This is a genomic window from Kineococcus aurantiacus (genome assembly GCF_013409345.1).
Taxonomy (GTDB): Bacteria; Actinomycetota; Actinomycetes; order Actinomycetales; family Kineococcaceae; genus Kineococcus; species Kineococcus aurantiacus.
On record NZ_JACCBB010000001.1, the window covers coordinates 3960605 to 3982899 of the forward strand.

Below are 22295 nucleotides of genomic sequence, written 5' to 3' on the forward strand. Positions count from 1 at the left end.
AGTCACTGAGATTTCTAGCGCGGAAGCGGTAGGGTGGCAACCCGATGAGCAGCATGTACCGACCGCGCGACACCCCGCGGGCCCGCCGCGAGCAGGAGATCGTCGACGACCTGCGCGACCTCGTCGGCACGTCCGAACGCATCGCGCACGCCTTCGCCCACCGCCACGGCCTGCACCCCACCGACCTGCAGGCGCTGATCCACGTCATGCGCCGCGAGGCCGCCGACGACCCCCTGACGGCCGGTGAGCTCGCCGGGCTGCTCGACGTGACGACCGGGGCGGCCACCGGCGTCGTGGACCGGCTGGAGAAGCACGGCCACCTGCGCCGCGACCGCTCCGACACCGACCGCCGCAAGGTGTTCCTGCGCTACGCCGAACCCGGCCAGGAACTCGCCACGCGCTTCTTCGGGCCCCTGGGCCGGCGCAGCGACGCCGTCATGGAGCGCTTCGACGACGCCGAGCTGGAGGTCGTGCACCGCTTCCTGGCCGGCATGCGGCAGGCCTTCGAGGAGCACCACCGGGACCTGTGAACCCCGGCCCGCGGACCGGCCCGCGGGTCAGGACCGGCGACGTCGTGGACCTGGCCAGCCCCGGCGCGGGGCGGGGCCGTCGGTGGCGGGGCCGTCAGCGGACGAGCTGGAGCGCGGCCGTCGCCGCGGGCACGCACACGAGGGCGCCGACCAGCCCCAGCAGGGCGAACCGCGGCAGCGACACCCGCACCCCGCGGGCCCGGCAGCGGTCCAGCCACAGCAGCGTCGCCAGCGAGGCCCACGGGGTGACCAGCGGGCCGAGGTTCACCCCGACGAGCACCGCCACGAGCCGGGCGGCGCTGCCGGCCAGCGGTTCGACGGCCAGGTAGGCGGGCAGGTTGTCGGCCACGTTCGCGGTCAGGGCCGCCGTCCCGGCCAGCCGCAGGTGGTCCCCGAACGACTCACCCGTCCCGGCCAGCGGGCGCAGCAGGTCCTCCAGGCCGTGCACCTGGGCGGCCTCGACGACGAGGAACAACCCGCTGACCAGGACGACCGTGCGCCACGGCAGCAGCCCGAACCGCAGGGCCTCCCGGCGGCGCACTGCGAACACCGCGACGAGGACGGCGGCGGCCACGGCGGCCGGGACCGCCGGGGTGATCCCGCTGACGAACGCCGGCGCGAGCAGCGCGCACACGACCGCCGAGGTCCTGAACAGCACCGGGTCCCGCGGCGGCGCAGCGGGGGGCGGGTCGTAGCGGCCGCGCAGCCGCCGCCGGTACGCCAGCCCCAGGACCAGCACCGCCCCGGCGAGGCCGGCCAGGAACGGCGCCCACGTCAGCCCCGCGAAACCCACCGTGCCGCGCACGCCGAAACCCTCCAGCGTGCGCAGGCCGATGAGGTTGGTCAGGTTGGAGACGGGCAGCAGCAGCGAGGTGGTGTTCGCCAGCCACACCGTCGTCACCGCGAACGGCAGCGGGTCCAGGCGCAGCTGCGCGGCGAGCGCCAGGACCACGGGCGTCAGCAGGACGGCCGTCGTGTCCAGGGACAGCACGACCGTCGCGAGGGTCCCCAGGGCGACGACCAGCAGCCACAGCAGCCACGTCCGGCCCCGGCCGACCCGGGCCGCCAGCCGGGCGGCGGCGTCGAAGACCCCCGCTTCGTCGGCCAGTTCCGCCACGACGGTGACGGCCAGGAGGAAGGCCAGGACGGGCCCGGCCCGCCCCGCGACCTCGGACAGGCCGTCACCGCCCAGCAGGCCGGTGACGACGACGACGACCCCGGCGATCCCGCTCACCCACCACACGTCAGGGCGCCTCGACCTCGAGCGTCCACGACCCGCCGCGCCGGGACGGTTCGAGCAGCTTCGCCCCGAACGCCTCGACGACCGCGTCGTGCAGGGCGGCGGGTGTGCGCGGCGGCCGGCCCGGGCGCGTGAGCAGGTGGCGGGCGACGAGCCCGCGCGTGTGCTTGGCGGCGTGGGAGACGACCTTGCCGCCGGAGAGGACGCGCACGCCCACCGTGCGCCGGGCCGTGTCCGCGTCCGGCGCCCACGCGGCCGCGTACGCCGCGGACCGGCAGTCCACGACGACGCCCCGGGGCGCCAGGACCTCGGCGAGCCGCGGTCTCCAGAACGCGGCCAGCGGCCCGACGCCGGGCAGCGAGGTGCCCATCGACAGCCGGTAGCCCGGGACCCGGTCGCGCGGCCGCAGCACGCCCCACAGGGCGGACACGACCAGCACCCGCTCCGCCGCCGCGGCGGGCAGCGTCGGCAGGTCCAGGGCGTCGTACAGGACGCCGGTGTAGACCTGCGACACCTTCGCCGCCGGCCGGGTCCGCAGCGTCGTGTTGGCGGCGACGACGTCGGCCAGGCTCGCCCCGGCCCCCAGCAGGTCCGCGGCGTCCGGGCGGGCGGACACCTCGACGAGCGCGTCGAGGACCTGCTCGCGGGCGGCCGTCAGGGCGGGGTGGGACAGGGCGTCGAGACGCGCGGGGGCACCGCGCTGCGGCCCCGCCCACTTGGTCTCCGACGGCGGGAGCAGCACGAGCACGAGGCGGGAGCCTACGGGACGCCCCTGTGACCTGCGCTTCCCCTTCGAGGACGCCCCGGCGGGCCCGTGCGGGGCGGGGGCGGGCCTCAGGGGTGGGCCGGCGGGGCGGCGTCCACGGGCGGTCCCAGGTGGACCCCCTGGCCGTAGGCGACGCCGAGGTCGCGCAGGAACCGCAGCTCCTCCTCGCTCTCGACGCCCTCGGCGATCAGGTGGGTGCAGGTGCGCTCGGCGAAGGCGACCAGGGAGGCGGCCAGCGCCTGGCGGGTCGTGTCGGTGGCGATGCCGTGCACGAGGCTGATGTCGAGCTTGACGAACTCCGGGTGCAGCGCCAGGACGTGGCGCATGCTGGCGAAGCCCGCCCCGGCGTCGTCGACGGCCAGGCGCAGGCCGTCGCGGCGCAGCGGTTCGAGGTGGCGCAGGAGCGCGGGGTAGTCCTGGACCTGCTCGTGCTCGGTGATCTCGACCACGATCCCCGACAGGTCCCGTCCGGTGCCGTGGTCGGCCCGGGGGAGCAGGTGCTCCTCCAGCGTCCGCGCCAGGGCCGGTGAACCGGCCAGCGCGGGACCAACGTTGAGGAACAGCGCCTCCCCGGGGTGGGCGGGGCGTCGACGCAGCGCGGCCCGCAGCGCGTCGAGCTCCAGGTCGGGGCCGACGCCGGCCGCCGCGGCCCGGGCGAACCAGGCCTCGGGGCCGTCGTGCGGGAAGCGGCTGAGCGCCTCGTGGCCCAGGACCCGGCCGGTGCGCAGCTCGACCACGGGCTGGTAGACCGGGCGCGGCCCCCCGGCGCGGGCGAGGGCGTCCAGCGCCGCGAGGGTGTCGCGGCGTCGGCGGGCCCGCTGCAGGTGGGCGGTGAGGGGGACGCTCAAGGCGTCGGCCAGCAGTTCCAGGACACCGACGTCGCGGGGCCGCAGGTCGGGCTCGGCGGTGCGGGACAGCGCGCACACCGTGCCGTAGAGGGTCCCGTCGGCCAGGTGCACCGGGGCGGCGAGGTAGGCGCCGACGTCCAGGGCCCGGGTCAGCGGCAGCCCGGCGGTGACCGGGTCGGCGCGGGTGTCGGGGACCACCGCGTCCAGGTGGCCCTCGAGCAGCCGCTGGCAGTAGGTCTCGCGGCGGGGGCAGGCGAAACCGCGGTGGTCGGGCACGCCGGGGGCGGTGGCGGTGTGGTGCAGCCGCCAGCTCTGCCCGTCGAAGCGGGCCAGGACGGTCGTCTCCAGGCCCAGCTGACGCCGGGCGGCCTCCAGCAGCTGCTCGATGCGGGCGGTCAGGACCGCGTCGTCCAGGCTCGCCAGGCCCTGCACCGTCCCGTCCGTGCCGGGCACCGGGGCGCCGGTGGCCGCGGCGACGAGGCCGCCGGGGCCGCCGGGGCCGCTCGCGCCCGGTGCCCGCTCGGCCGCGGTCCCCGGCGGTGACGTGGTGCCCGCCGGGACCGGTGGCACGCGGCGGCCGGCGCGCGCGGTCTTGACCAGGTACATCGCGGCGTCGGCCTGCCGCCAGGCCGCTCCCAGCCCGGTCGCGGCCCGGCGGGTGGCCGCGCCCACCGAGACGCTGACGTGCGCGGCCTGCAGCGCCGCCTGCAACCGGGTCCGCCACTGCGCGGCGGTCGGTTCGTCGACGTCGGGCAGCAGGACGGCGAACTCGTCACCCCCCAGGCGCGCGAGCAGGTCGGCCTCGCGCAGGTGCTCCCCGATGACCCGCGCCGTCTGGACCAGCAGCGCGTCCCCGGCCTCGTGGCCGTGGGTGTCGTTGGTCTCCTTCAGCGCGTCCAGGTCCAGGACCAGGACGGAGGCCGTGCCGCCCAGGGCGCGGGCGCGGGCCTCCTCGGCGGCCAGCGCCCCGTCCCAGGCGCGCCGGTTGCCCACCCCGGTCAGGGCGTCCCGTTCGGCGGCGGCCTCGGCGCGCTCGGCGCGGCGGGCCTCCTGCTGCAGGCGGACCTCGTAGGCCAGCAGCGTCCCGAGCAGGCTCGCGGCCAGCTCCACCTCGGCCATGGCCTCGCTCGCGGCGTGCTCCAGGGCCCGCGTCCGCGCGGGGTCGCTGGGGTGGGCCCCGGCGCACAGGCTGCCCAGCACGGTGCCGTCCGGTCCGGTGAGGGGGACCGACAGGTAGGACGTCCACGGGAAACCCGTGGCCCGGCGGGCGTGGTCCCAGGCGGGGGTGTCGTGGACCCGGGTGCTGAAGACCGGGGCCCGCCCGGCGAGGACGGCGGCGCAGAAGGTGTCGCACCAGGCCATGACGCCGCCGGCGACCGGGCCGACGCCGTCGGGGGCCACCGCGGCCAGGACGACGTAGTCGTCCCCGTCGCGGCGGGCGAGGGCCCAGCTGTCCATGCCGATGCGCTGCTGCAGGTGGCGCAGCGTGGTGGCGGCGGCGGCGGCGAAGTCGACCAGGGGCGGGGGGGTCGCGGGCCCGGGCGGCCCGGGCGGCTCGGCGGTGACCGGCCGGTCGGGCACGGGCCCGCCGGCCCCCTCCTCACCGCCCCGGTGCGAGTGCTCCCCGGAGGGCTCCGGAGCGGACTCGCGGGGGCGGGCGCCGTCGGCCATCCCTGGATCATCCACGCTCCCGCCCGCCACCGCAGGACGACCGCCGGGGCGGGACCGGCCGGAGTGGTCGGCCGGCTGCGGCGGTGGTCTGCTGACGGGGTGGATCCCCGCGACAAGGTCTTCCTCATCACCGGCGCCTCCTCCGGCATCGGAGCCGCCACCGCCCGCGCCGCCTCGGCCGCCGGGGCGAAGGTCGTGCTGGCCGCGCGCCGGGCCGACCGCCTCGAGGCGCTGGCCGCGGAGCTGCCGCACGCGGTGGCCGTGCGCACCGACGTGACCGACCCCGCGCAGGTGCAGGCCGCGGTCGACACCGCGGTGGAGGCGTTCGGGCGCCTCGACGTCCTGGTCAACAACGCCGGCCAGGGGCTCCACGCACCGCTGGAGGACGTCGACGTCGACGACTTCCGCGCCGTCCTGGAGCTCAACGTCGTGGCCCCGCTCGTGGCGCTGCAGGCGGTGCTGCCGGTGATGCGCGCCCAGGGCGCCGGCGCCGTCGTCGACGTCAGCTCAGGGACCTCCCGGATGGTGCTGCCCGGGGCGGGGGCGTACGCGGCCACCAAGTCCGCCCTCAACATGCTCTCGGCGGTGGCCCGGCGCGAGCTCGCCGGTGACGGCGTCGTGGTCTCCACGGTCTACCCGTTCATCACCGACACCGAGTTCCACCGGGTGCTGCGCGCCGGGCGGTTGCAGCAGCGCCCCGGTGGACCGGCCCCGCACACCGCCGAGCACGTCGCCGAGGCGATCCTCGACCTCGTCCGGTCCGGGGAACCCGAGAAGGTGCTGGTCCCGGAGGGTTTCGCGCGCTGACCGAGATGGCGCCGCGGGCCCGGCGCGTCCTGGCCCGCGGCGCACGGGGATCACCCCAGACGGCTGCGCGCAGCGGACTCCAGGGACCGCAGCAGGCTGTGCTGGCGCCGCACCTGCTCCAGGGAACGGTAGGGCGAGCGCACGCCCTCGTACTCGCTGGACAGCCAGCCGGTGTAGCCGTGCTCGACCAGGGTGTCCACGACGTCGGCCCAGGGGATCTGCTGGTCGACGAGGTCGTCACCGATGTCGAAGAACTTGGCCTGGATGAACACCACGTGCGGCAGGACGTCGACGAGGTCGGCCATGGGCACGGCCAGGGGCCGGCGCCACCCCTCCTCGTTGGCCTCCTCGCTCAGGCCGGCGTGCAGGCCCAGGAACGAGCGGGTCTGGAAGATGCCGGTGTCGATGAGCAGGCCGAAGTTCTTCGTGCCGGTGCGCTCGATGAACTGCACGTACCCGTCGACGACCTCGTGCCGGATCGGGGTGGGCGCGTGGATCTCGGGGCAGATGACGATCCCGAGGTCCGCGGCCAGGTCCAGGTTCCGTTCCACGACGCCCTCCCAGATGGGGTGGGGCCGCAGGTCCGTCGAGACGACGCCGATCTTGGGGCGCACCGTGCTGAACCCCAGCGTGTGGGCCAGGCGCAGGTCGCGGGCGAGGATCGCGGTGCCCTCCTCGACGGTGAGGTCGCGGTGGCGCCACATGCTGGAGTCGATCCACGAGCCGTAGTTCGTGGGCGTCAGCCCGTGGGTCTGCAGCAGGCGGTGCCAGCCGTCGATCCACGCGGTGCTGGGCTCGGGGTACCCGGGTACGTTGCCCTCGCCGAGGATCTCGATGCCGGTGGCCCCCAGGTCGGCGATCTCGGCGGCGGCGTCCTCCAGGGTGAGGACCGTGCCGAGGTCGTCGGTGTAGCTGTAGAGCGAGACGCCGTACTGGAACCCGGGGGTGCTGGGGGTGTTCATGCGACGATCGTGACCTTCCGCTGGGCGGGGAACAGGGACGGCTGGAACTGCGCCGGGATGTAGGGCGCGCGGATCGCGATGCTGACCCGCACGTCGTGGACGCCCGGCTCCAGGCCCCCGGGTTTTGGGACGGTGATGGTGGCCGCCTCGTCCAGCTGCCAGCGGACGTCGGTCGACGTGCGCAGTTCGTCGATGCTGAAGTCCCTGCCCTGCAACGTCCAGCGTGGGACCTCCCGGTCCCACGTCTCGCCGTCGACCTCGACCTCGACGCCGTCGACGAGGCTGCCCGCCACGCCGCGGTAGTTCGGCATCCGCAGCCGCAGCTGGAAGCCGGTGGTGGTGCCGTCGTCGTCGACGACGTTGCGGAAACCTCGGTTCTGGATGAGTTCTCGGTCCAGCACGGTGTCGTCCTTCCGGTGGGTGGGGTCTCAGGCGCCGGCGTGCGCGGGGGAGTGCTGCAGGGCGCGGGCGATGCTGCGCGCGCCGGCGACCGCCAGCGCGACCGAGGTCAGGGTGGGGTTGCAGGCCGTGGCGGTGGGGATGACCCCGTTGCCGGCCACGTGCAGGCCCGCGACGCCCCACACCCGGCTGTCCCGGTCGCAGACCGACGTGCCGTCGTCCTGCGCCCCCATGCGCACGCTGCCCTGGTAGTGCAGGGAAGCGCCGTTGGGGAAGGTGAGGGGTTCGTCGTCCAGGGGGTCCCCGAGGGCCAGCGCGGCGCGGCGGACGGCGGCGCGGGCCTCCTCCAGGGTGCGGTGGTCGCGGGCGGTCAGCGTGTAGTGCAGGCGCGGGGCGGGCATGCCGTTCTCGTCGACCTCGGTCTCGCTGAAGGCGACGCGGTCGCCGGCCTGGACGTCCTTGGCACAGAACCAGCCGAGCCCGACGACGGAACCGGGCACGGGGTCGTCGCCGGCGGGCAGGGGAACGGGGGAGGCGTCGAGCTGCATGACCTGCCCGTGGAAGGGGTGCTCGTCGGTGAAGGGCACCCAGCTGACCCCGCTCTGGGCGGTGATGCCGGGGGTGGTGCGCGGGTCCACGCCGAGGGTCTCCGGTTCCCCGGCGCTCTGCGGGACGTCGCGCAGGCGGACGGCGAAGACGACCTGGGGCTGGTCGTTGAGGTAGCGGCCCAGGGCCGGCGGCCGCACGCCGGAGGCCCACAGCAGCTGCGGGGTGCGCAGGGCGTCGGCGGCGACCACGACGTGCGCGGCGGACACCTCGTGCTCGGGTCCGTCGGGACCGTCACCGGCGGACAGGTCGCGCACGCGCACCCCCGTCACGCGGCGGCCCTCGGGGCCGTCGGTGGTGAGCACCCGCGTCACGAGCGCCTCGGGCACGAGGGTGAAGCGCGGGTTCTCGCGGGTGACCGCGCCGAAGACGACGTCGGAGCCGGACCAGACGAGCCGCCCGGTCCCGTCGGGGCCGGTCTCGCGGCGCACGGCCAGCGGCATGGGCTGCACGCGGCGGCCCGGGGCCCGCCCGGCGTCGAGGGCGTCCGCGAGGCGCCGGCGGACCTCCCCGGCCAGGGGCGCCCCGGCCAGGGCGGTGCTCGAAACCCCCAGGAGGCGCTCGCCCTCGGTGAGCAAGTCGTCGAGGTCGGGCAGGAAGGGGATGCGCTCGCTGTCACCGGGGCGGGGGCACGCGCCGGTCCAGTGCGCGGCCATCCCGCCGACGTTGGTCGACACCGCCGCGGCGGGCATCCCGTCCTCGCCCGGTTGCCGCCACCCGGTCGGCAGCAGGGACGTGCCGGGGCGCACGAGGCGGTGGGCGCCGTCGGCGTACCCGTCGAGGGTGTCGGTGGGGGTGTCCGCGGCGGCCGGCCGGCGCCCCTCGGAGGCGCGCTGGGCGGCGGCGCGGGCGGCGGGGTCGGCGATGTTCTTGACGTGCGCGCCGGGCGGGTCGCTGATGAGCGGGCCGGCCTCGAACAGCACGATCGTGGCGTGCGGGGCCTGCTCGCTGAGGACGCGCGCGTAGGCGGCCCCCGCCGGGCCGCTGCCCACGATGACGACGTCGACGTGGTCGGGCAGGTGATCGGGCAGGTGGTCGGGCCGGCGGGGGGCCGGGGCGGTGGGGGACATCGGTCCTCCTGGGCGGGGTGGCACGGGCACGCCGGCGCCGGGCGACCGGGTCGCGTCGGCGGGCGGAGGACGGGATCGTCCTCGACCACGCAGGCAACTTATGTGCTCGCAGAGCAAAAGACAACTATGTCGACCGGATGGCGCAACGGGGTGATCGCCGCGGCATCAGCGCACTGGATGACCCCCATTGGTGAGGGACCGCCTCCGGGAGAAGGCAACTGCCTTGACTTTTGTTCCTTGTGAACACAACCTGCTCCCACGCCACCGTCGGCGCCCTCTACACGAAGGACTCAACGATGAGCGCGAGGCAAGACTCCACCCCCGCCGTCCGGCCCACCTCGCCCGCCACCCCACCCGGCACCCCGCCCGCACCGCTGCGCCTGCGCGAACGGAGCGCGTTCGTGCTGGGCGACGTGGCCGCGAACCTGGTGTGGACCACCATCTCCAGCTACCTGCTGTTCTTCTACACCGACGTCGCCCTCATCGGGGCCGCCGCCGCCGGCACCCTGATGCTGCTCGCGCGCCTGCTCGACGCCGTGTTCGACCCCATGGTGGGCGCCCTGCTCGACCGCACCAGCACCCGCTGGGGACGCGCCCGGCCCTACCTGCTCTTCGGCGCCCCGCTGCTCGGCGGGCTGACCGTCCTGACGTTCCTGGCCCCCGCCGGCGGCGGCGCCGGCACCGTGGCCTACGCCTACGTCACGTTCATCCTCGTCGGCCTGGCCTACTCCCTGGTCAACGTCCCCTACGGGGCGCTGCTGTCCATGGCCACCACCGACTCCGACGTGCGCATGAAGCTCAGCGGGTACCGCGCCCTCGGCATCGGCCTGGGCCTGATCGTCGTCTCCACCGCCACCCAGCCGCTCATCGTGGCCGTCGGCGGCTCGCCCACCTCCCGCTCCGGGTTCGCCTGGGTGATCTCCGGGTACGCGCTGGTCAGCACCCTGCTGCTGTGGGTGGTCTTCGCCCAGGTCCGCGAACGCGTCCCCCACGCCCCGGTGAGCCGGGAGCGCGGGCAGCTCGGGGCGTCGCTGAAGGCGCTGCTGCGCAACAGGTCCTGGCTGTCGGTGTTCGCGTTCTCGGTGCTGTCCTTCACCCGCCTGGGCATCACCACCGCCGGCACCGTGTTCTTCGCCCTGCACGTCCTGCACGACCCGGCCGCCATCGCGGTCGTCCTCACCGCCTTCTCCCTGTCCGCCCTCGTCGGCGCCCCCCTGACGCCCTGGGTCCTGCAGCGGCTGGGGCACCGCCGCGGCATCGTCCTGGGCCTGGTGGCCGCCGCCGTCCTGACCGCGGCCCTCGTCCCGCTGACGGGGAACCTGGTCGCCTTCACCGCCGTGTTCTTCGTCGCCAACGTCGTCGGCGGCTTCGGCTTCGTCGCCGCCCCCGCGCTCACCGCCGACATCGTCGAGGAGCAGGAGTGGCGCAGCGGGCGGCGCGACGAGGGCCTGCTGTTCGCCGGGTACAGCATGAGCACCAAGATCGGGGCGGCGCTGGGTCGGCCCTGCTGGCCTGGGGCCTGGCCGCCGTCGGGTACGACCCGGCCGCCGTCACCGACGCCGTGGCCGACGGCATCACCTGGCTCTACCTCGGGCTGCCCATCGCGCTGGCCCTGCTGCAGATCGTCGCGATCGCCCCCTACGACCTGCAGCGACGCCTGCCTGCCCTCCGGGCCGAACTGGCCGCCCGGCGCGCCGCGGGCGTGTGATAGGACGAGCCGTCCCGACGCACCGCGCACCGACCACTCGTAGCTGGGTTGCCATGACCGACGCACCGACCGCCCCGCGCGCCCGCGCCGTCGGCGCACCGACGCCCCTCCTGGCCCCGGTGCCCGACCCCGACGCGGCGACCCTGGCCGGTGTCGTGGACCTGGTGCGCGCGGGGCGGGCCACCACCCGCCCCGCGCTGGTCGACGCCAGCCGGCTCAGCCGCAAGGTCGTGACCCAGCGGGTCGAGCAGGCGATCGGGCTGGGCCTGCTGGAGCACGGTGAGCTGGCGCCGTCCAGCGGGGGGCGTCCCTCGCGCACCCTGCGCTTCCGCGCCGGCAGCGGTCACGTCTACGCCGCCCTCATCGGCGCCGCCGAGATCACCGCCGCCGTGCTCGACCTCGGCGGCACCCTCGTCGGGACCGCCCACGAGGACTGGCCCGTCGCCGAGGGCCCGGAACCGACGCTGCAGCGGGTGCACGACCTGTTCACCACGCTGGCCCGCCGCACCGGCGTCACCGTCCCCTGGGGCATCGGCGTCGGGGTCCCCGGGCCGGTGGAGTACGCCACCGGCCGGCTCGTCGCACCGCCGATCATGCCGGGCTGGAACGGGTTCAGCGTCCGCTCCTGGCTGCGCGACCACTACGACGCCCCCGTGTGGGTCGACAACGACGTCAACCTCATGGCCCTGGGGGAGTGGACGCGGGCCACCCCCCACGACGGCCGCGACATGCTCTTCGTCAAGGTCGGCAGCGGCATCGGCGCCGGCCTCGTCGTGCGCGGCCGGGTGCTGCGCGGCGACCGCGGCGCGGCCGGGGAGATCGGGCACGTCCACGTCTCCGACGACCCGCGCCTGTCCTGCCGGTGCGGCCGCACCGGGTGCCTGGAGGCCATCGCCGGGGGCTGGGCCCTCGAACGCGACGCGACCGAGCGCGCCCGGGCCGGCGACAGCCCGGCCCTGGCCGCCGCGCTGCAGCGCCGGGGCCACCTGACGTCCCAGGACGTCGGCCGCGCGGCCCTCGCCGGGGACCCGGTCGCCGCCGGGCTCATCGACGCCTCGGCGCGCGCCGTCGCCGAGGTCACCGCGCACCTGGTGAACTTCTCCAACCCCGGCACCCTCGTCCTGGGCGGCGGGGTGCTGCGCACCGGGACGCGCTTCCTGGACGTCATGGCCGACACGGTCCGGCAGCGATGCACCGACCTGGCCGTGCGCGACCTCGTGATCCGCGCGGCCTCCCTGGACCACCTGGAGGGGGTCGTCGGCGCCGGGCTGCTGGCCGCGGAGAACCTGCTGAACCCCGTGGCGCTGGGGCACTGGGTGGAGGACGGTCAGCCCCTGGGGCACGCCGCGACCCTCCAGCGGCTCTCGGCGGGGGTGGTCGCCTGACCCCCGCGGCCCCGGCGCCACGACCCGCGGGAGCCGGCGTGAACCTGCGCAACCTCGACCTGAACCTCCTCGTGGCCCTCGACGCCCTCCTGCAGGAGCGCAGCGTCACCCGCGCCGCCACCCGCATGGGCCTGAGCCAGCCCGCCCTGTCGGCCTCCCTGGCCCGCCTGCGCCGGCACTTCGACGACCCCCTGCTGACCCGGGTGGGCAACGACCACCAGCTCACCCCGCTGGCCGTGCGGCTGCGCGAGCAGGTCCGGGTCGCGCTGGCCGGGGTGGAGCGCGTCTTCAGCGCCGAACCGGACTTCGACCCGGCCTCCTCCGTCCGCGACGTCCGCATCGTCAGCAGCGACTACGCCGAGACCGTCCTGGGGGGCCCGCTGGCCGCCCTGCTGGCGGCCGAGGCCCCCGGGATGCGGCTGCGGTTCTCGGTGAACACCCCGCCCGTCGTCGAGGACGCCGAACGCGTCCTCGTCGACGCCGACCTGCTGCTGCTGCCGCACGGCTTCCTCACCGACCTGCCCCACCAGGACCTGCACCGCGACCGCTGGGTCTGCCTGGTGGCCGAGGACAACCCCGACGTGGGGCCGGAGCTGACCGTCGGGCAGCTGCGCTCCATGCCGTGGGTGGTGACCTACCACGGGCCGGTCGCCTCCACCCCGGCCGCGCTGCAGATGCGGCTGCTGGGCGTCGAGCCGCACGTCCAGGTGGTCACCGAGCACTTCCTGGCCGTCCCGGCCCTCGTCGCCGGCAGCGGCCGGATCGCGCTGCTGCAGGAACGCCTCGCCGCGCGGCTGCCCCCCGGCTCCGGGGTGCGGGTGCTGCGCCCGCCGGTCGAGGTCGGCCTGCTGCTGGAGGCCATGTGGTGGCACCCGGTCTACACCGCCGACCCCGAGCACACCTGGCTGCGCGACCTCGTCCGGCGGGCCGCGGCCACGCTGCCCGACGTGGGGTCCTGACGGCGCCGCCCACCGCGCCATCCACGGCGCTGATGACCGACCTCAGCAGATCGCTCTGCCCAACGGTCCCGCCCCTCCCCGACACTCCTGGCACCGCCTGCGACGGAGCAGGCGCACCCAGGAGGTCCGCGTGCCCACTGCCCAGCCCCCCTCGCCCTGGACGACCGCCGCTCCCGCCCACCGCCGGGCCGGCCCGACCGGTGCCCGTGCCCCGCAAGGGGTCCTGCTCGTCGCCCTGAGCACCCTGGCGGTGCTGGGGGCCGTGCTCATCGCCCCGGTCCAGCCCAGCATCGCCCGAGCGTTCGCCGGGCAGCCCGGCGTCGACGTGCTCGTACCGCTGTCCCTCACCGTCCCCGCCGTCGCCATCGCGCTGCTCGCGCCCGTCGCCGGCCGCACCGTCGACCGGGTCGGCCGGCTGCGCGTCCTCACCGCGTCCCTGGTCCTGTACTCGGTGTTCGGGACCGCACCGCTGTGGCTGGACTCGCTGCCCGCCGTCGTGGTCAGCCGAGCCCTCGTCGGCGTCGCCGAGGCCGGCGTCATGACGTGCTGCACCACGCTCCTCGGCGACCTGTTCGAGGGCGCCCGCCGCAACCGCTACTTCGGCCTGCAGACCGTGGCGACGAGCCTGTCGGCGGTCGTGTTCATCGCCGCCGGCGGTGCCCTGGCCGCCGGGGACTGGCGCACCCCCTTCTGGCTGTACGCGGTCGGGGTCGTCGGCGCCGTGGCCGTGCGCGTGCTGCTGCGCGAACCCGCACCGCGCCGGACCGGTGCGCTGCCGCCGCTGGACGCGCGCGCCCTGCGCCTGCCGCTGCTCGTCACGCTCGGGGGCGGCCTGGTGTTCTACACCCCGATCGTGGAGCTGTCCTACGCGCTGGACGCCCTCGGCGTGGGGTCGAGCGCCACCATCGGCGCCGTCAGCGCCGCCGCCGCCGTCGCCACCTGCGTCGGGGCGGCCTCCTTCGCGCGGCTCGCGCCCCGCGGGTCCGGTGTCCTGCTGCCGGTGGCCTTCACCCTGGCCGGCGCGGGGCTGGTGGGCGTCGCCCTGGCCGGGTCCGTGCCGGTCGTGCTCCTGGGGGCCGCCGTCGCCTCGGCCGGCACCGGCCTGCTCCTGCCGTCGCTGCTGACGTGGGCGCTCGGGGGCCTGGACCTGGACCAGCGCGGGCGGGCGACCGGCTGGTGGACCGCCGCCCTGTTCGCCGGCGAGTTCGCCTGCCCGCTGCTGGTGCTGGCCCTGACCGCCGCGCTGGGGAGCCTGTCCCCGGCCCTGGGCGGGGTCGCGCTGCTGGCCGTGCTGCTGGCCGCCGTCACGTGGCGCACCGCCGAGGGGCATCGACGTCGTGGATGACGGGCATCGCGAAAACGTTCTTCCCTGATGACCGCGGGATGCCGCACAGTCGTGACAGGCCGCGGCGCAGCGCCTCCCGCGCCTCCGGCGCCGCCCACGAAGACCCCGAGAGGACCCGTTCGATGACGAACCTGCTGGCTCACCTGGCCCACCTCGAGATCGCCTCCCCCGACGTGGAGGCCTCCGTGCGCTTCTTCGAGCGGGGCTTCGGCCTGCGCGAGGTGCAGCGCGACGAGGACGGCAGCGTCTACCTGCGCTGCTGGGGCGACTACTACCCCTACAGCCTGGTGGTCTCGCCCGGCGCCCAGCCCGCGCTGGTGAACATGGCCTGGCGCACCACCAGCGAGCAGGCCCTCGAGGAGGCCGCCCGCCGCGTCCAGGGCAAGGGCGTCGAGGGGCAGTGGTCCGACAAGCGCCAGGGGCACGGCCGCTCGTTCAGGTTCACCGGCCCCTACGGCCACACCATGGAGCTGTACTGGGACGTCCCCAAGCACTCCGCCCCGGCCGAGCTGACGTCGATCTTCCCCGACCGCCCCGAGAAGCGGTCCTCGCACGCCGCCGCGCCCCGGTTCCTCGACCACGTCACGGTCGCCGCGACCGACGTCAAGGGTTTCGCCGCCTGGTACTCCGAGGTCCTCGGGTTCCGCACCATGGCCTTCACCGAGCTCGACCACGCCCCCGTCACGGTGTTCGGGGTCCTGACGACCAACGAGAAGTCCCACGACCTGGGCTGCGTCCTGGACTCCTCCCAGCTCGGCGGCCGCGTCAACCACATCGCCTTCTGGACCGACAGCCACCAGGAACTCCTCGTGGCGGCCGACGTCCTCATGGAGAACGGCGTCGACATCGAGTACGGCCCCTCGATCCACGGCGTCGGGGAGCAGACCTTCCTGTACTTCCGCGAACCCGGCGGCATGCGCGTCGAGCTGAACACCGGCGGCTACCGCAACTACGTGCCGGACTGGGAACCGAACGCCTGGAAGCCGTCGCTGGGCTCGAACAGCATCTACCGCAACGGCGCCATGCCGATGTCGATGACCGAGTCGTTCCCGCCGGACCCGGGCCGTCCCACCGCCACCGAGGAGGGTGTCCTGCCGGGCACCGAGGACGCGCTGCTCAACCCGTACGCCCAGCAGGGCCAGGGCTGAAGGATGTTCCAGTACTTCCCCGGCAACTACGTCTGGAACCTCTCCGTCAACCTCGCGATGGAGATGGGCGCCCGCATCGGCGAGGTCGACGCCATCTGCCGGCCGCTGCTGGAGGCCGCGACCCGCGGTGAGGACGCCGGCACCGAGGACCTCATGGCGGCGTGGGAACGGCAGGGCGACACCCTCGTCGAGCTCGCCGCCGAGGACGAGGCGGCCGGGCGGCTGCTGTCGGCCGGCGAGAAGCTCGGCCGTGCCGCGACGTACTTCCTCACGGGTGAGCGCATGCAGGCCGCCGGGCACGCCCCCCGCGTCGCCCTGTACGCGAAGTTCCGCCGCACCTTCGACCGCGGGGTCGAGCTCGCGGGCGAGAACGCCGAGCGCGTCGAGATCCCCTACGAGGGGACGGTGCTGACGGGCATCCTGACGAAGGCCCCCGGTGACGGGCCGAAACCGCTGCTCGTCGAGGTCAACGGCCTGGACTCCACCAAGGAGATGCTGCACCGCACCGGGCCCGGCGCGAAGCTGGCCGCCCGGGGGGTCTCCTCGCTGTGCCTGGACCAGCCGGGCACCGGGGAGGCGCTGCGGCTGCAGGACCTGCACGCGACACCGGAGTCCGAGCGCTGGGCCACCCCGGTCTACGAGTTCCTCGCCGCCCGCGAGGACGTCGACGCCGACCGGATCGGCCTGCTCGGGGTCTCCCTCGGCGGGTACTACGCCCCCCGCGCCGTCGCGTTCGAGCCGCGGTTCGCCCTCGGCGTGGCGTGGGGCGCCAACCACGACTGGCGCGCCGTGCAGAAGGCGCGGCGCGACCGCGAGGGCGAACGTCCCGTCCCGCACTACTGGGACCACGTGCAGTGGGTCTTCGGCACGAAGGACCTCGACGACTTCTTCGAGGTCGCCGAGCGGATGCACCTCGACGGCGTCGTGGAGAAGATCCAGGTGCCCTTCCTGGTCACCCACGGCGAGCACGACCGGCAGATCCCGCTGCAGTACGCCCACCGCACGTTCGAGCAGCTCGTGAACTCCCCCGACCGCGAACTGGTCGTGTTCACCGACCGCACGGGCGGGACGGCGCACTCCAGCGTCGACAACGGGTCGGTCGCCACCGACCTCATCGCCGACTGGGTCGCCGAACGGCTGGGCGGGACCACCCGGTGACCGTCGAACCGGCCACCCTGGACCGCACCGACCCCGAGGCGGCCATCGCGGCCACCGTCGCGCGCGTGTCCAACTGGGGACGGTGGGGCGAGGACGACGTCAAGGGCACGCTGAACCTCATCACCGACGAGCACCGCCGCGCCGCGGCGGGGCTCGTCCGGCGGGGCCGCAGCTTCTCCCTGGCGCAGCAGTTCTCGATGGACGGGCCGCAGAAGGGGTGGCGCCGGCGGACGAACCCCGTCCACACCATGCTCGACACCGGGACCGACGCCGAGGCCGGGGTGCAGGGTTTCCCGCACGGCCTCGGCGGGGCCGACGACGTCGTCGCGATGCCCCTGCAGTGCTCGACCCAGTGGGACGGCCTGGGGCACATCTTCGACCACGGCCGCACCTGGAACGGGCGGCGGGCCGGGGAGGTCGTGACCTCGCTCGGCGACTCCCGCACCGGGATCGAGACGGTGGCCTCCGACTTCACGGGGCGCGGGGTCCTCCTCGACGTGGGCCGGGTGCTCGGCGACGGGTTCGGCGAGCTGCCCGACGGCTTCGCCATCACCCCCGAGCACCTCGACGCCACCATCGCCGCCCAGGGGGACACCTCCCGGGTGGGCACCGGGGACCTGCTGCTGGTGCGCACCGGCCAGTACGGCCGGACCCGGCGCGAGGGCTGGGGCGAGTACGCCGGCGGCCCGGCCCCCGGGCTGTCGTTCACGTCGGCGGAGTGGCTGCACGAGCGCGACGTCGCCGCCGTCGCCACCGACACCTGGGGTTTCGAGGTCCGGCCGAACGAGTTCGACGTCGCGTTCCAGCCGCTGCACCAGGTGGTCATCCCCAACATGGGGTTGTTCGTCGGGGAGATGTGGGCGCTGGAGGAGCTGGCCGACGACTGCGCGGCCGACTCCCGCTACGATTTCCTGCTCGTGGCCGCGCCGCTGCCGGTGACCGGGGCCGTCGGGGCGCCGCTGAACCCGATCGCCGTCAAGTAGTTCCGTCGTGTGGAGAGGTGGGGCGACGATGCCCGCAGTCCGTTCAGTCCTGGTCGTCGGCGGGGGTGCCGCCGGGTGCGCCGCGGCGATCCTGCTCGCCCGGTCCGGGGTCGAGGTGGAGGTCGTCGAGGCGCGGCCGGGGACCTCCGACGCCGGCTCGGGGATCACGCTGCAGGGCAACGCGCTGCGCGTCCTGCGCGACCTCGGCGTCTGGCCCGCCGTACAGGCGCGCGGCTACGCCTTCGACTCCCTGGGGCTGCGGGCCCCCGACCCGGCCGGGACCGTCGTCGCCGAGATCCCGGACGTCCGCACGGGGGGCCCGGACCTGCCGGCGACCCTGGGGATGCCGCGCCCGGTTCTGGCGGGGATCCTGCTGGACGCGGCCGCCGAGGTCGGCGCCAAGGTGCGCTTCGGCGTGTCGGCCACGGGCCTGGACCAGGACGCCGACGGCGTCGACGTCCGGTTCTCCGACGGCGGCTCGGGCCGGTACGACCTCGTGGTCGGCGCCGACGGCATCCGCTCCTGGACGCGCCGGGCCGTCGGCGTCGACGTCGAGCCGCAGGGCACCGGCATGGGCATCTGGCGCGTCCACGTGCCCCGCCCCGCCGACGTCGTCCGCACCGACCTGACCTACGGCGGCCCCTGCCACATCGCGGGGTACTGCCCCACGGGTGAGGACTCCGTCTACGCCTACCTCGTCGAGGACGTCCAGGACCGCTCCGGCCTCACCCCGACCGAGCAGGTGGAGGTCGTCCGGGACCTGGCGCGGGCCTACCACGGCCCCTGGGACGAGATCCGCGAGAGCCTGACCCCCGACACCCACGTCAACTACACCCGCTTCGAGACGCACCTCGTCGACGGCGCCTGGCACCGCGGCCGCGTCGTGCTCGCCGGGGACGCGGTGCACTCCTGCCCGCCGACCATCGCCCAGGGCGCCGCGCAGGCGCTGGAGGACGCCGCCGTGCTCGCCGAGCTGCTCGTAGAGGCGGAGGGGTTCTCCGAGGACCTGCTCGTCACCTACGCCGACCGCCGCCGCGACCGGGCCCGCCAGGTCGTCGACGCCTCGGTGCAGCTGGGCCGCTGGCTGCTGGAGCGCACCCCGCGCGAGGAGACCGACGTCCCGGGCCTCATGCGCCGCATCTCCGCGCTCGTGGCGGTGCCGGCATGAGGTTCGCCCGCGCCCGCCACGCCGGGACCGAGTTCACCGCGGCCGTCGCCGGCGACCCGGGGCAGGAGGTCCTGCACGCGCTCAAGGGCACCACCTCGGTGCTGGACCTGGCCGCCGCGCCGGGGTCGGCCGCCGAGGCCACCGCCTGGGCGCTGCGTTCCAGCGCGGCCGTCCCCGTCGCCGACGCCCAGCTCCTGCCGCCGGTCCAGCCGCCGTCGGTGCGGGACTTCGTGACCTTCGAGGAGCACGTCGAGGGGGTCGTGCGCAGCGTCGACGGCTCCACGGCCGTCGTCCCGGAGTGGTACGAGGCGCCGACGTTCTACTTCACCAACCCGCACGGGCTCGTGGGCGCCCACGACGACGTGCCGGTCCCGCCGGGCAGTTCCGTCCTCGACTTCGAACTCGAGGTCGCGGTCGTCGTCGGGAGGGCCGGGCAGGACGTCGACCCGGCCCGCGCGGGCGAGCACGTGTTCGGGTACACGGTCTTCAACGACTGGTCGGCCCGCGACCTGCAGCGCCGGGAGATGCGGGTGAACCTGGGCCCGGCCAAGGGCAAGGACTCCGCGACGACCCTCGGGCCGTGGATCGTCACCCCCGACGAGCTGGAGGGTTTCCGCGACGACGAGGGTTTCCTGGCCCTGGAGCTGCAGGCCTTCGTCGACGGTGAGCGCGTCGGCCACGACCTGCTCTCCAACGCCGGGTGGACGTTCGAGGAGATGATCGCCTACGCCTCGCGCGGCACCTGGGTGCGGCCCGGTGACGTGCTGGGCTCGGGCACGTGCGGCAACGGCGGCTGCCTGGCCGAGCTGTGGGGCCGGCGGGGCCGGCAGGACCCGCCGCCGCTGCGGCCGGGCAACGTCGTGCGGCTGGAGGTCGAGGGGATCGGCGCGGTGCAGAACCGGGTCGTCCCGGGGGCGGACCTGGCGGCGCTGCCCGTCGTCCCGCCCGCGCGCACCCGGTCCCGGCGCCGCGAGCGCGCCGTCCCCGACGTGGTGGGGGGTGCGCGGTGAGCAAGGTCCGCAGCAGCGCCGCGGAGGCGCTGGGTGACGTCCTGCGGGACGGCATGACGATCGCGGTCGGGGGTTTCGGGTTGTGCGGGGTGCCGTTCTCCCTGATCGAGGCCGTCCGCGACGCCGGGGTCCGGGACCTGACGGTCGTGTCGAACAACATGGGCGTCGACGGGCAGGGCCTGGGTCTGCTGCTGGAGAGCGACCAGGTCTCCCGGGTCCTGGCCTCCTACGTCGGGGAGAACAAGCTGTTCGCGCAGCGCTACCTCGACGGCGACCTGGACGTGGAGTTCGTCCCGCAGGGCACGCTGGCCGAGCGGCTGCGGGCCGGGGGCGCGGGCATCCCGGCGTTCTGGACCGCGACCGGGGTGGGGACCCCCGTCGCCGAGGGCAAACCCACGACGGAGTTCGACGGGCGGACCTACCTGCAGGAGCGGGCGATCGTGGCCGACCTGGCCCTGGTGCACGCCCGCACCGCCGACGGGGCGGGGAACCTGCGGTACCGGCTGACGGCCCGCAACTTCAACCCCGTCGTGGCCACGGCCGCCCCGGTCACCGTCGTCGACGCCGAGCACGTCCTGGACGAGGGGGAGTTCCTGGACCCCGACGACGTGCACACCCCCGGGGTGTTCGTGACGTCGGTGGTCCGCACCGACCACGACCGGCCCATCGAGCAGCGCACGACGAGAGCGAGGGGTGCTTCGTGACCTGGACGCGGGAGGAGATGGCGGCGCGGGCGGCCTCGGAGCTGCGCGACGGTGACCACGTGAACCTGGGCATCGGGATCCCGACGCTGGTGGCCAACCACCTGCCGCCGGGGGTGCGGGTGACGTTGCAGAGCGAGAACGGGCTGCTGGGCCTGGGCCCGTTCCCCCTCGAGGGCGAGGAGGACGCCGACCTGGTCAACGCCGGGAAGCAGACGGTCACGATCCTGCCCGGGGGCAGCGTGTTCGACTCCGCGACGTCGTTCGCGATGATCCGCGGCGGGCACGTGGCGGTGGCGGTGCTGGGGGCGTTGCAGGTCTCGGCGCGGGGGGACCTGGCGAACTGGCAGATCCCGGGGAAGATGGTCAAGGGCATGGGCGGGGCGATGGACCTGGTCGCGGGCACCCCCCGGGTCGTGGTCGTCATGGAGCACGTGGCCCGGGACGGGTCGCCGAAGCTGGTGGCCGAGTGCGACCTGCCGTTGACGGGTCAGGGCGTGGTGGACCGGGTCATCACCGACCGCGCGGTCTTCGACGTGACCGCCGAGGGGCTGGTGCTGGTGGAGGTCGCCGCGGGCCAGGACGTCGAGGAGCTGCGCGCCCTGACCGGTGCCCCGTTCTCGGTGGCGGTCCCGGCGTGAACAGCGTGGTCGCGGGCTGCGCCCGGACTCCCTTCGTCCGCTGGAACGGGGCGTTCGCGGCGGTCCCCGCGACGACGCTGGGCGCGGTGGCGGTCCGTGCCGCGCTGGGGCGGTCCGGGATCGACGCGGCCGCCGTCGAAGCCGTCGTGGGGGGCCAGGCGCTGCAGGCCGCGGCGGGGCAGAACCCCGCCCGGCAGTCCGCGGCCGGGGCGGGCGTCGGGTTGCAGGCCCCGGCCTGGACCGTCAACGCCGTGTGCCTGTCGGGGCTGGAGGCCGTCGTCCAGGCCGACCGCCTGCTGCGCACGGGCGAGTTCGACGTCGTCGTGGCGCTGGGCCAGGAGTCGATGTCGCTGGCCCCGCACGCCCTGACCCGCTCCCGGCAGGGTCTGGGGTACGGGGCGGCCGAGCTCGTCGACACCCTGCAGCGCGACGGGTTGTCCGACGCCTTCGACGGCCGCGCGATGGGGGAGGGCACCGACGCGGAGAACGCCGCGCTGGGTCTGGACCGGGCCGCGCAGGACGCCTGGGCGGCCCGTTCCCACCGGCGCGCCCACGAGGCCCGCGCGCGGCTGGCCGAGGAGGTCGTCCCCGTCGAGGTCCCCGGCCGCCGGGGCGCCACCACCGTCACCGAGGACGACGGGATCCGCCCCGACAGCTCCCCGGAGGTCCTGGCCCGGCTGCGGCCGGCGTTCTCCGCCGACGGCACGGTGACCGCGGGGAACTCCTCACAGCTGACCGACGGCGCGGCCGCGCTCGTCCTGGTCAGCGCCCGCTACGCCGAGCGGCACGCGGTCACCGGCCTGGCCGAGGTCGTCGCGCACGCCACCGTCGCCGGTCCGGGCACGACCCTGCACGCCCAGCCGGCGAACGCGCTGCGCCGGGCCGTGGACCGGGCCGGCGTCGACCCGGCCGACCTCGCGCACGTGGAGGTCAACGAGGCCTTCGCGGCCGTGGCGGTGCACTCGACGCGGCTGCTCGGGCTGGACGAGGCGGTCGTGAACCCGCACGGCGGCGCCATCGCCCTGGGGCACCCGCTGGGGGCGTCGGGAGCACGGATCGCGGGGTCGGTGGCGCTGCACCTGGCCCCGGGGGCGCTGGGCGCGGCCACGCTGTGCGGGGGCGGTGGTCAGGGGACCGCGGTGCTCCTGCGCGGGCGCTGACCGGGCCGGGCCACCCGTCCGGCCCGATGC

General features: G+C 75.5%; 20 protein-coding genes. 14 read left to right on the forward strand and 6 right to left on the reverse strand.

Going from position 1 to position 22295, the window contains the following annotated elements; all coding sequences use genetic code 11:
- Nucleotides 1-53: 53 nt before the first annotated feature.
- A complete protein-coding gene (locus tag BJ968_RS18985) occupies nucleotides 54-530 on the forward strand; it encodes a MarR family winged helix-turn-helix transcriptional regulator (protein ID WP_179757027.1) in 477 nt (158 codons plus the stop codon).
- A gap of 94 nt (nucleotides 531-624) precedes the next feature.
- On the opposite strand, the gene BJ968_RS18990 is transcribed toward BJ968_RS18985, so the two are convergent.
- From BJ968_RS18990 to BJ968_RS19000, 3 genes are all read right to left on the reverse strand, one after another.
- Nucleotides 625-1764 carry an SLC13 family permease gene (locus tag BJ968_RS18990; protein ID WP_343078132.1) on the reverse strand — a complete coding sequence of 380 codons (1140 nt, stop codon included), beginning with the start codon at nucleotides 1762-1764 and terminating at the stop codon, nucleotides 625-627.
- A gap of 10 nt (nucleotides 1765-1774) precedes the next feature.
- Nucleotides 1775-2518 carry a peroxide stress protein YaaA gene (locus BJ968_RS18995; protein ID WP_179754480.1) on the reverse strand — a complete coding sequence of 248 codons (744 nt, stop codon included), beginning with the start codon at nucleotides 2516-2518 and terminating at the stop codon, nucleotides 1775-1777.
- Nucleotides 2519-2604: 86 nt separating this feature from the next.
- Nucleotides 2605-5055: an EAL domain-containing protein gene (locus tag BJ968_RS19000; RefSeq protein WP_179754482.1), complete on the reverse strand. Its 2451-nt coding sequence runs from the start codon at nucleotides 5053-5055 to the stop codon at nucleotides 2605-2607.
- Between the two features lie 99 nt (nucleotides 5056-5154).
- On the opposite strand from BJ968_RS19000, the gene BJ968_RS19005 reads away from it, so the two are divergent.
- A complete protein-coding gene (locus tag BJ968_RS19005; RefSeq protein ID WP_179754484.1) occupies nucleotides 5155-5862 on the forward strand; it encodes an SDR family NAD(P)-dependent oxidoreductase in 708 nt (235 codons plus the stop codon).
- Nucleotides 5863-5912: 50 nt separating this feature from the next.
- On the opposite strand, the gene BJ968_RS19010 is transcribed toward BJ968_RS19005, so the two are convergent.
- The 3 genes from BJ968_RS19010 to BJ968_RS19015 are packed head-to-tail and all read right to left on the reverse strand — an operon-like array spanning nucleotide 5913 to nucleotide 8899.
- Nucleotides 5913-6824, reverse strand: coding sequence for a sugar phosphate isomerase/epimerase family protein (locus BJ968_RS19010; RefSeq protein ID WP_218885168.1), 912 nt, complete (start codon nucleotides 6822-6824; stop codon nucleotides 5913-5915).
- Complete coding sequence (locus BJ968_RS23820; protein ID WP_218885169.1) at nucleotides 6821-7225, reverse strand: C-glycoside deglycosidase beta subunit domain-containing protein; 405 nt, start codon at nucleotides 7223-7225, stop codon at nucleotides 6821-6823. The genes BJ968_RS19010 and BJ968_RS23820 overlap by 4 nt, the downstream gene beginning before the upstream one ends.
- Before the next feature lie 27 nt (nucleotides 7226-7252).
- Entirely contained in the window at nucleotides 7253-8899 is a 1647-nt protein-coding gene (locus tag BJ968_RS19015; RefSeq protein WP_179754486.1) for a GMC oxidoreductase, read from the reverse strand.
- Between the two features lie 296 nt (nucleotides 8900-9195).
- On the opposite strand from BJ968_RS19015, the gene BJ968_RS19020 reads away from it, so the two are divergent.
- The 12 genes from BJ968_RS19020 to BJ968_RS19075 all read left to right on the forward strand — a co-directional run bounded on the left by BJ968_RS19020 (nucleotide 9196) and on the right by BJ968_RS19075 (nucleotide 22265).
- Nucleotides 9196-10650, forward strand: coding sequence for an MFS transporter (locus BJ968_RS19020; RefSeq protein WP_179754488.1), 1455 nt, complete (start codon nucleotides 9196-9198; stop codon nucleotides 10648-10650).
- Between the two features lie 10 nt (nucleotides 10651-10660).
- Nucleotides 10661-11992 carry an ROK family protein gene (locus tag BJ968_RS19025; protein ID WP_179754490.1) on the forward strand — a complete coding sequence of 444 codons (1332 nt, stop codon included), beginning with the start codon at nucleotides 10661-10663 and terminating at the stop codon, nucleotides 11990-11992.
- A 38-nt stretch (nucleotides 11993-12030) separates the two neighbouring features.
- Nucleotides 12031-12951 (forward strand): LysR family transcriptional regulator, encoded by a 921-nt coding sequence (locus BJ968_RS19030; protein ID WP_179754492.1) that lies wholly within the window; start codon nucleotides 12031-12033, stop codon nucleotides 12949-12951.
- A gap of 130 nt (nucleotides 12952-13081) precedes the next feature.
- Nucleotides 13082-14296 carry an MFS transporter gene (locus tag BJ968_RS19035; protein ID WP_179754493.1) on the forward strand — a complete coding sequence of 405 codons (1215 nt, stop codon included), beginning with the start codon at nucleotides 13082-13084 and terminating at the stop codon, nucleotides 14294-14296.
- Nucleotides 14297-14418: 122 nt separating this feature from the next.
- The gene (locus BJ968_RS19040; RefSeq protein ID WP_179754495.1) at nucleotides 14419-15444 is read left to right on the forward strand and encodes a VOC family protein; all 1026 of its coding nucleotides are present in this window, start codon (nucleotides 14419-14421) and stop codon (nucleotides 15442-15444) included.
- A 3-nt stretch (nucleotides 15445-15447) separates the two neighbouring features.
- The gene (locus BJ968_RS19045; protein ID WP_179754497.1) at nucleotides 15448-16602 is read left to right on the forward strand and encodes an alpha/beta hydrolase family protein; all 1155 of its coding nucleotides are present in this window, start codon (nucleotides 15448-15450) and stop codon (nucleotides 16600-16602) included.
- A 17-nt stretch (nucleotides 16603-16619) separates the two neighbouring features.
- Nucleotides 16620-17585, forward strand: a complete 966-nt coding sequence (locus BJ968_RS19050) for a cyclase family protein (protein WP_179757029.1) — start codon at nucleotides 16620-16622, stop codon at nucleotides 17583-17585.
- A 28-nt stretch (nucleotides 17586-17613) separates the two neighbouring features.
- Nucleotides 17614-18753: an FAD-dependent oxidoreductase gene (locus BJ968_RS19055; RefSeq protein WP_179754499.1), complete on the forward strand. Its 1140-nt coding sequence runs from the start codon at nucleotides 17614-17616 to the stop codon at nucleotides 18751-18753.
- The gene (locus tag BJ968_RS25050; protein ID WP_179754501.1) at nucleotides 18750-19763 is read left to right on the forward strand and encodes a fumarylacetoacetate hydrolase family protein; all 1014 of its coding nucleotides are present in this window, start codon (nucleotides 18750-18752) and stop codon (nucleotides 19761-19763) included. Before BJ968_RS19055 ends, BJ968_RS25050 begins: the two co-directional genes overlap by 4 nt.
- On the forward strand, nucleotides 19760-20467 hold the full coding sequence (locus BJ968_RS19065; protein WP_179754503.1) for a 3-oxoacid CoA-transferase subunit A: 708 nt from the start codon (nucleotides 19760-19762) through the stop codon (nucleotides 20465-20467). Before BJ968_RS25050 ends, BJ968_RS19065 begins: the two co-directional genes overlap by 4 nt.
- Complete coding sequence (locus BJ968_RS19070; protein WP_343078138.1) at nucleotides 20464-21105, forward strand: CoA transferase subunit B; 642 nt, start codon at nucleotides 20464-20466, stop codon at nucleotides 21103-21105. Before BJ968_RS19065 ends, BJ968_RS19070 begins: the two co-directional genes overlap by 4 nt.
- The gene (locus tag BJ968_RS19075; protein WP_179754504.1) at nucleotides 21102-22265 is read left to right on the forward strand and encodes an acetyl-CoA C-acyltransferase; all 1164 of its coding nucleotides are present in this window, start codon (nucleotides 21102-21104) and stop codon (nucleotides 22263-22265) included. The genes BJ968_RS19070 and BJ968_RS19075 overlap by 4 nt, the downstream gene beginning before the upstream one ends.
- Nucleotides 22266-22295 lie beyond the last annotated feature (30 nt).

Coding starts and splice junctions, on each gene's coding strand:
- BJ968_RS18985 (WP_179757027.1), top strand. CDS start 54: ATGTACCGACCGCGCGACACCCCGCGGGCCCGCCGCGAGCAGGAGATC.
- BJ968_RS19000 (WP_179754482.1), bottom strand. CDS start 5,055: ATGGCCGACGGCGCCCGCCCCCGCGAGTCCGCTCCGGAGCCCTCCGGG.
- BJ968_RS19010 (WP_218885168.1), bottom strand. CDS start 6,824: ATGAACACCCCCAGCACCCCCGGGTTCCAGTACGGCGTCTCGCTCTAC.
- BJ968_RS19015 (WP_179754486.1), bottom strand. CDS start 8,899: ATGTCCCCCACCGCCCCGGCCCCCCGCCGGCCCGACCACCTGCCCGAT.
- BJ968_RS19020 (WP_179754488.1), top strand. CDS start 9,196: ATGAGCGCGAGGCAAGACTCCACCCCCGCCGTCCGGCCCACCTCGCCC.
- BJ968_RS19025 (WP_179754490.1), top strand. CDS start 10,661: ATGACCGACGCACCGACCGCCCCGCGCGCCCGCGCCGTCGGCGCACCG.
- BJ968_RS19040 (WP_179754495.1), top strand. CDS start 14,419: ATGACGAACCTGCTGGCTCACCTGGCCCACCTCGAGATCGCCTCCCCC.
- BJ968_RS19045 (WP_179754497.1), top strand. CDS start 15,448: ATGTTCCAGTACTTCCCCGGCAACTACGTCTGGAACCTCTCCGTCAAC.
- BJ968_RS19055 (WP_179754499.1), top strand. CDS start 17,614: ATGCCCGCAGTCCGTTCAGTCCTGGTCGTCGGCGGGGGTGCCGCCGGG.
- BJ968_RS25050 (WP_179754501.1), top strand. CDS start 18,750: ATGAGGTTCGCCCGCGCCCGCCACGCCGGGACCGAGTTCACCGCGGCC.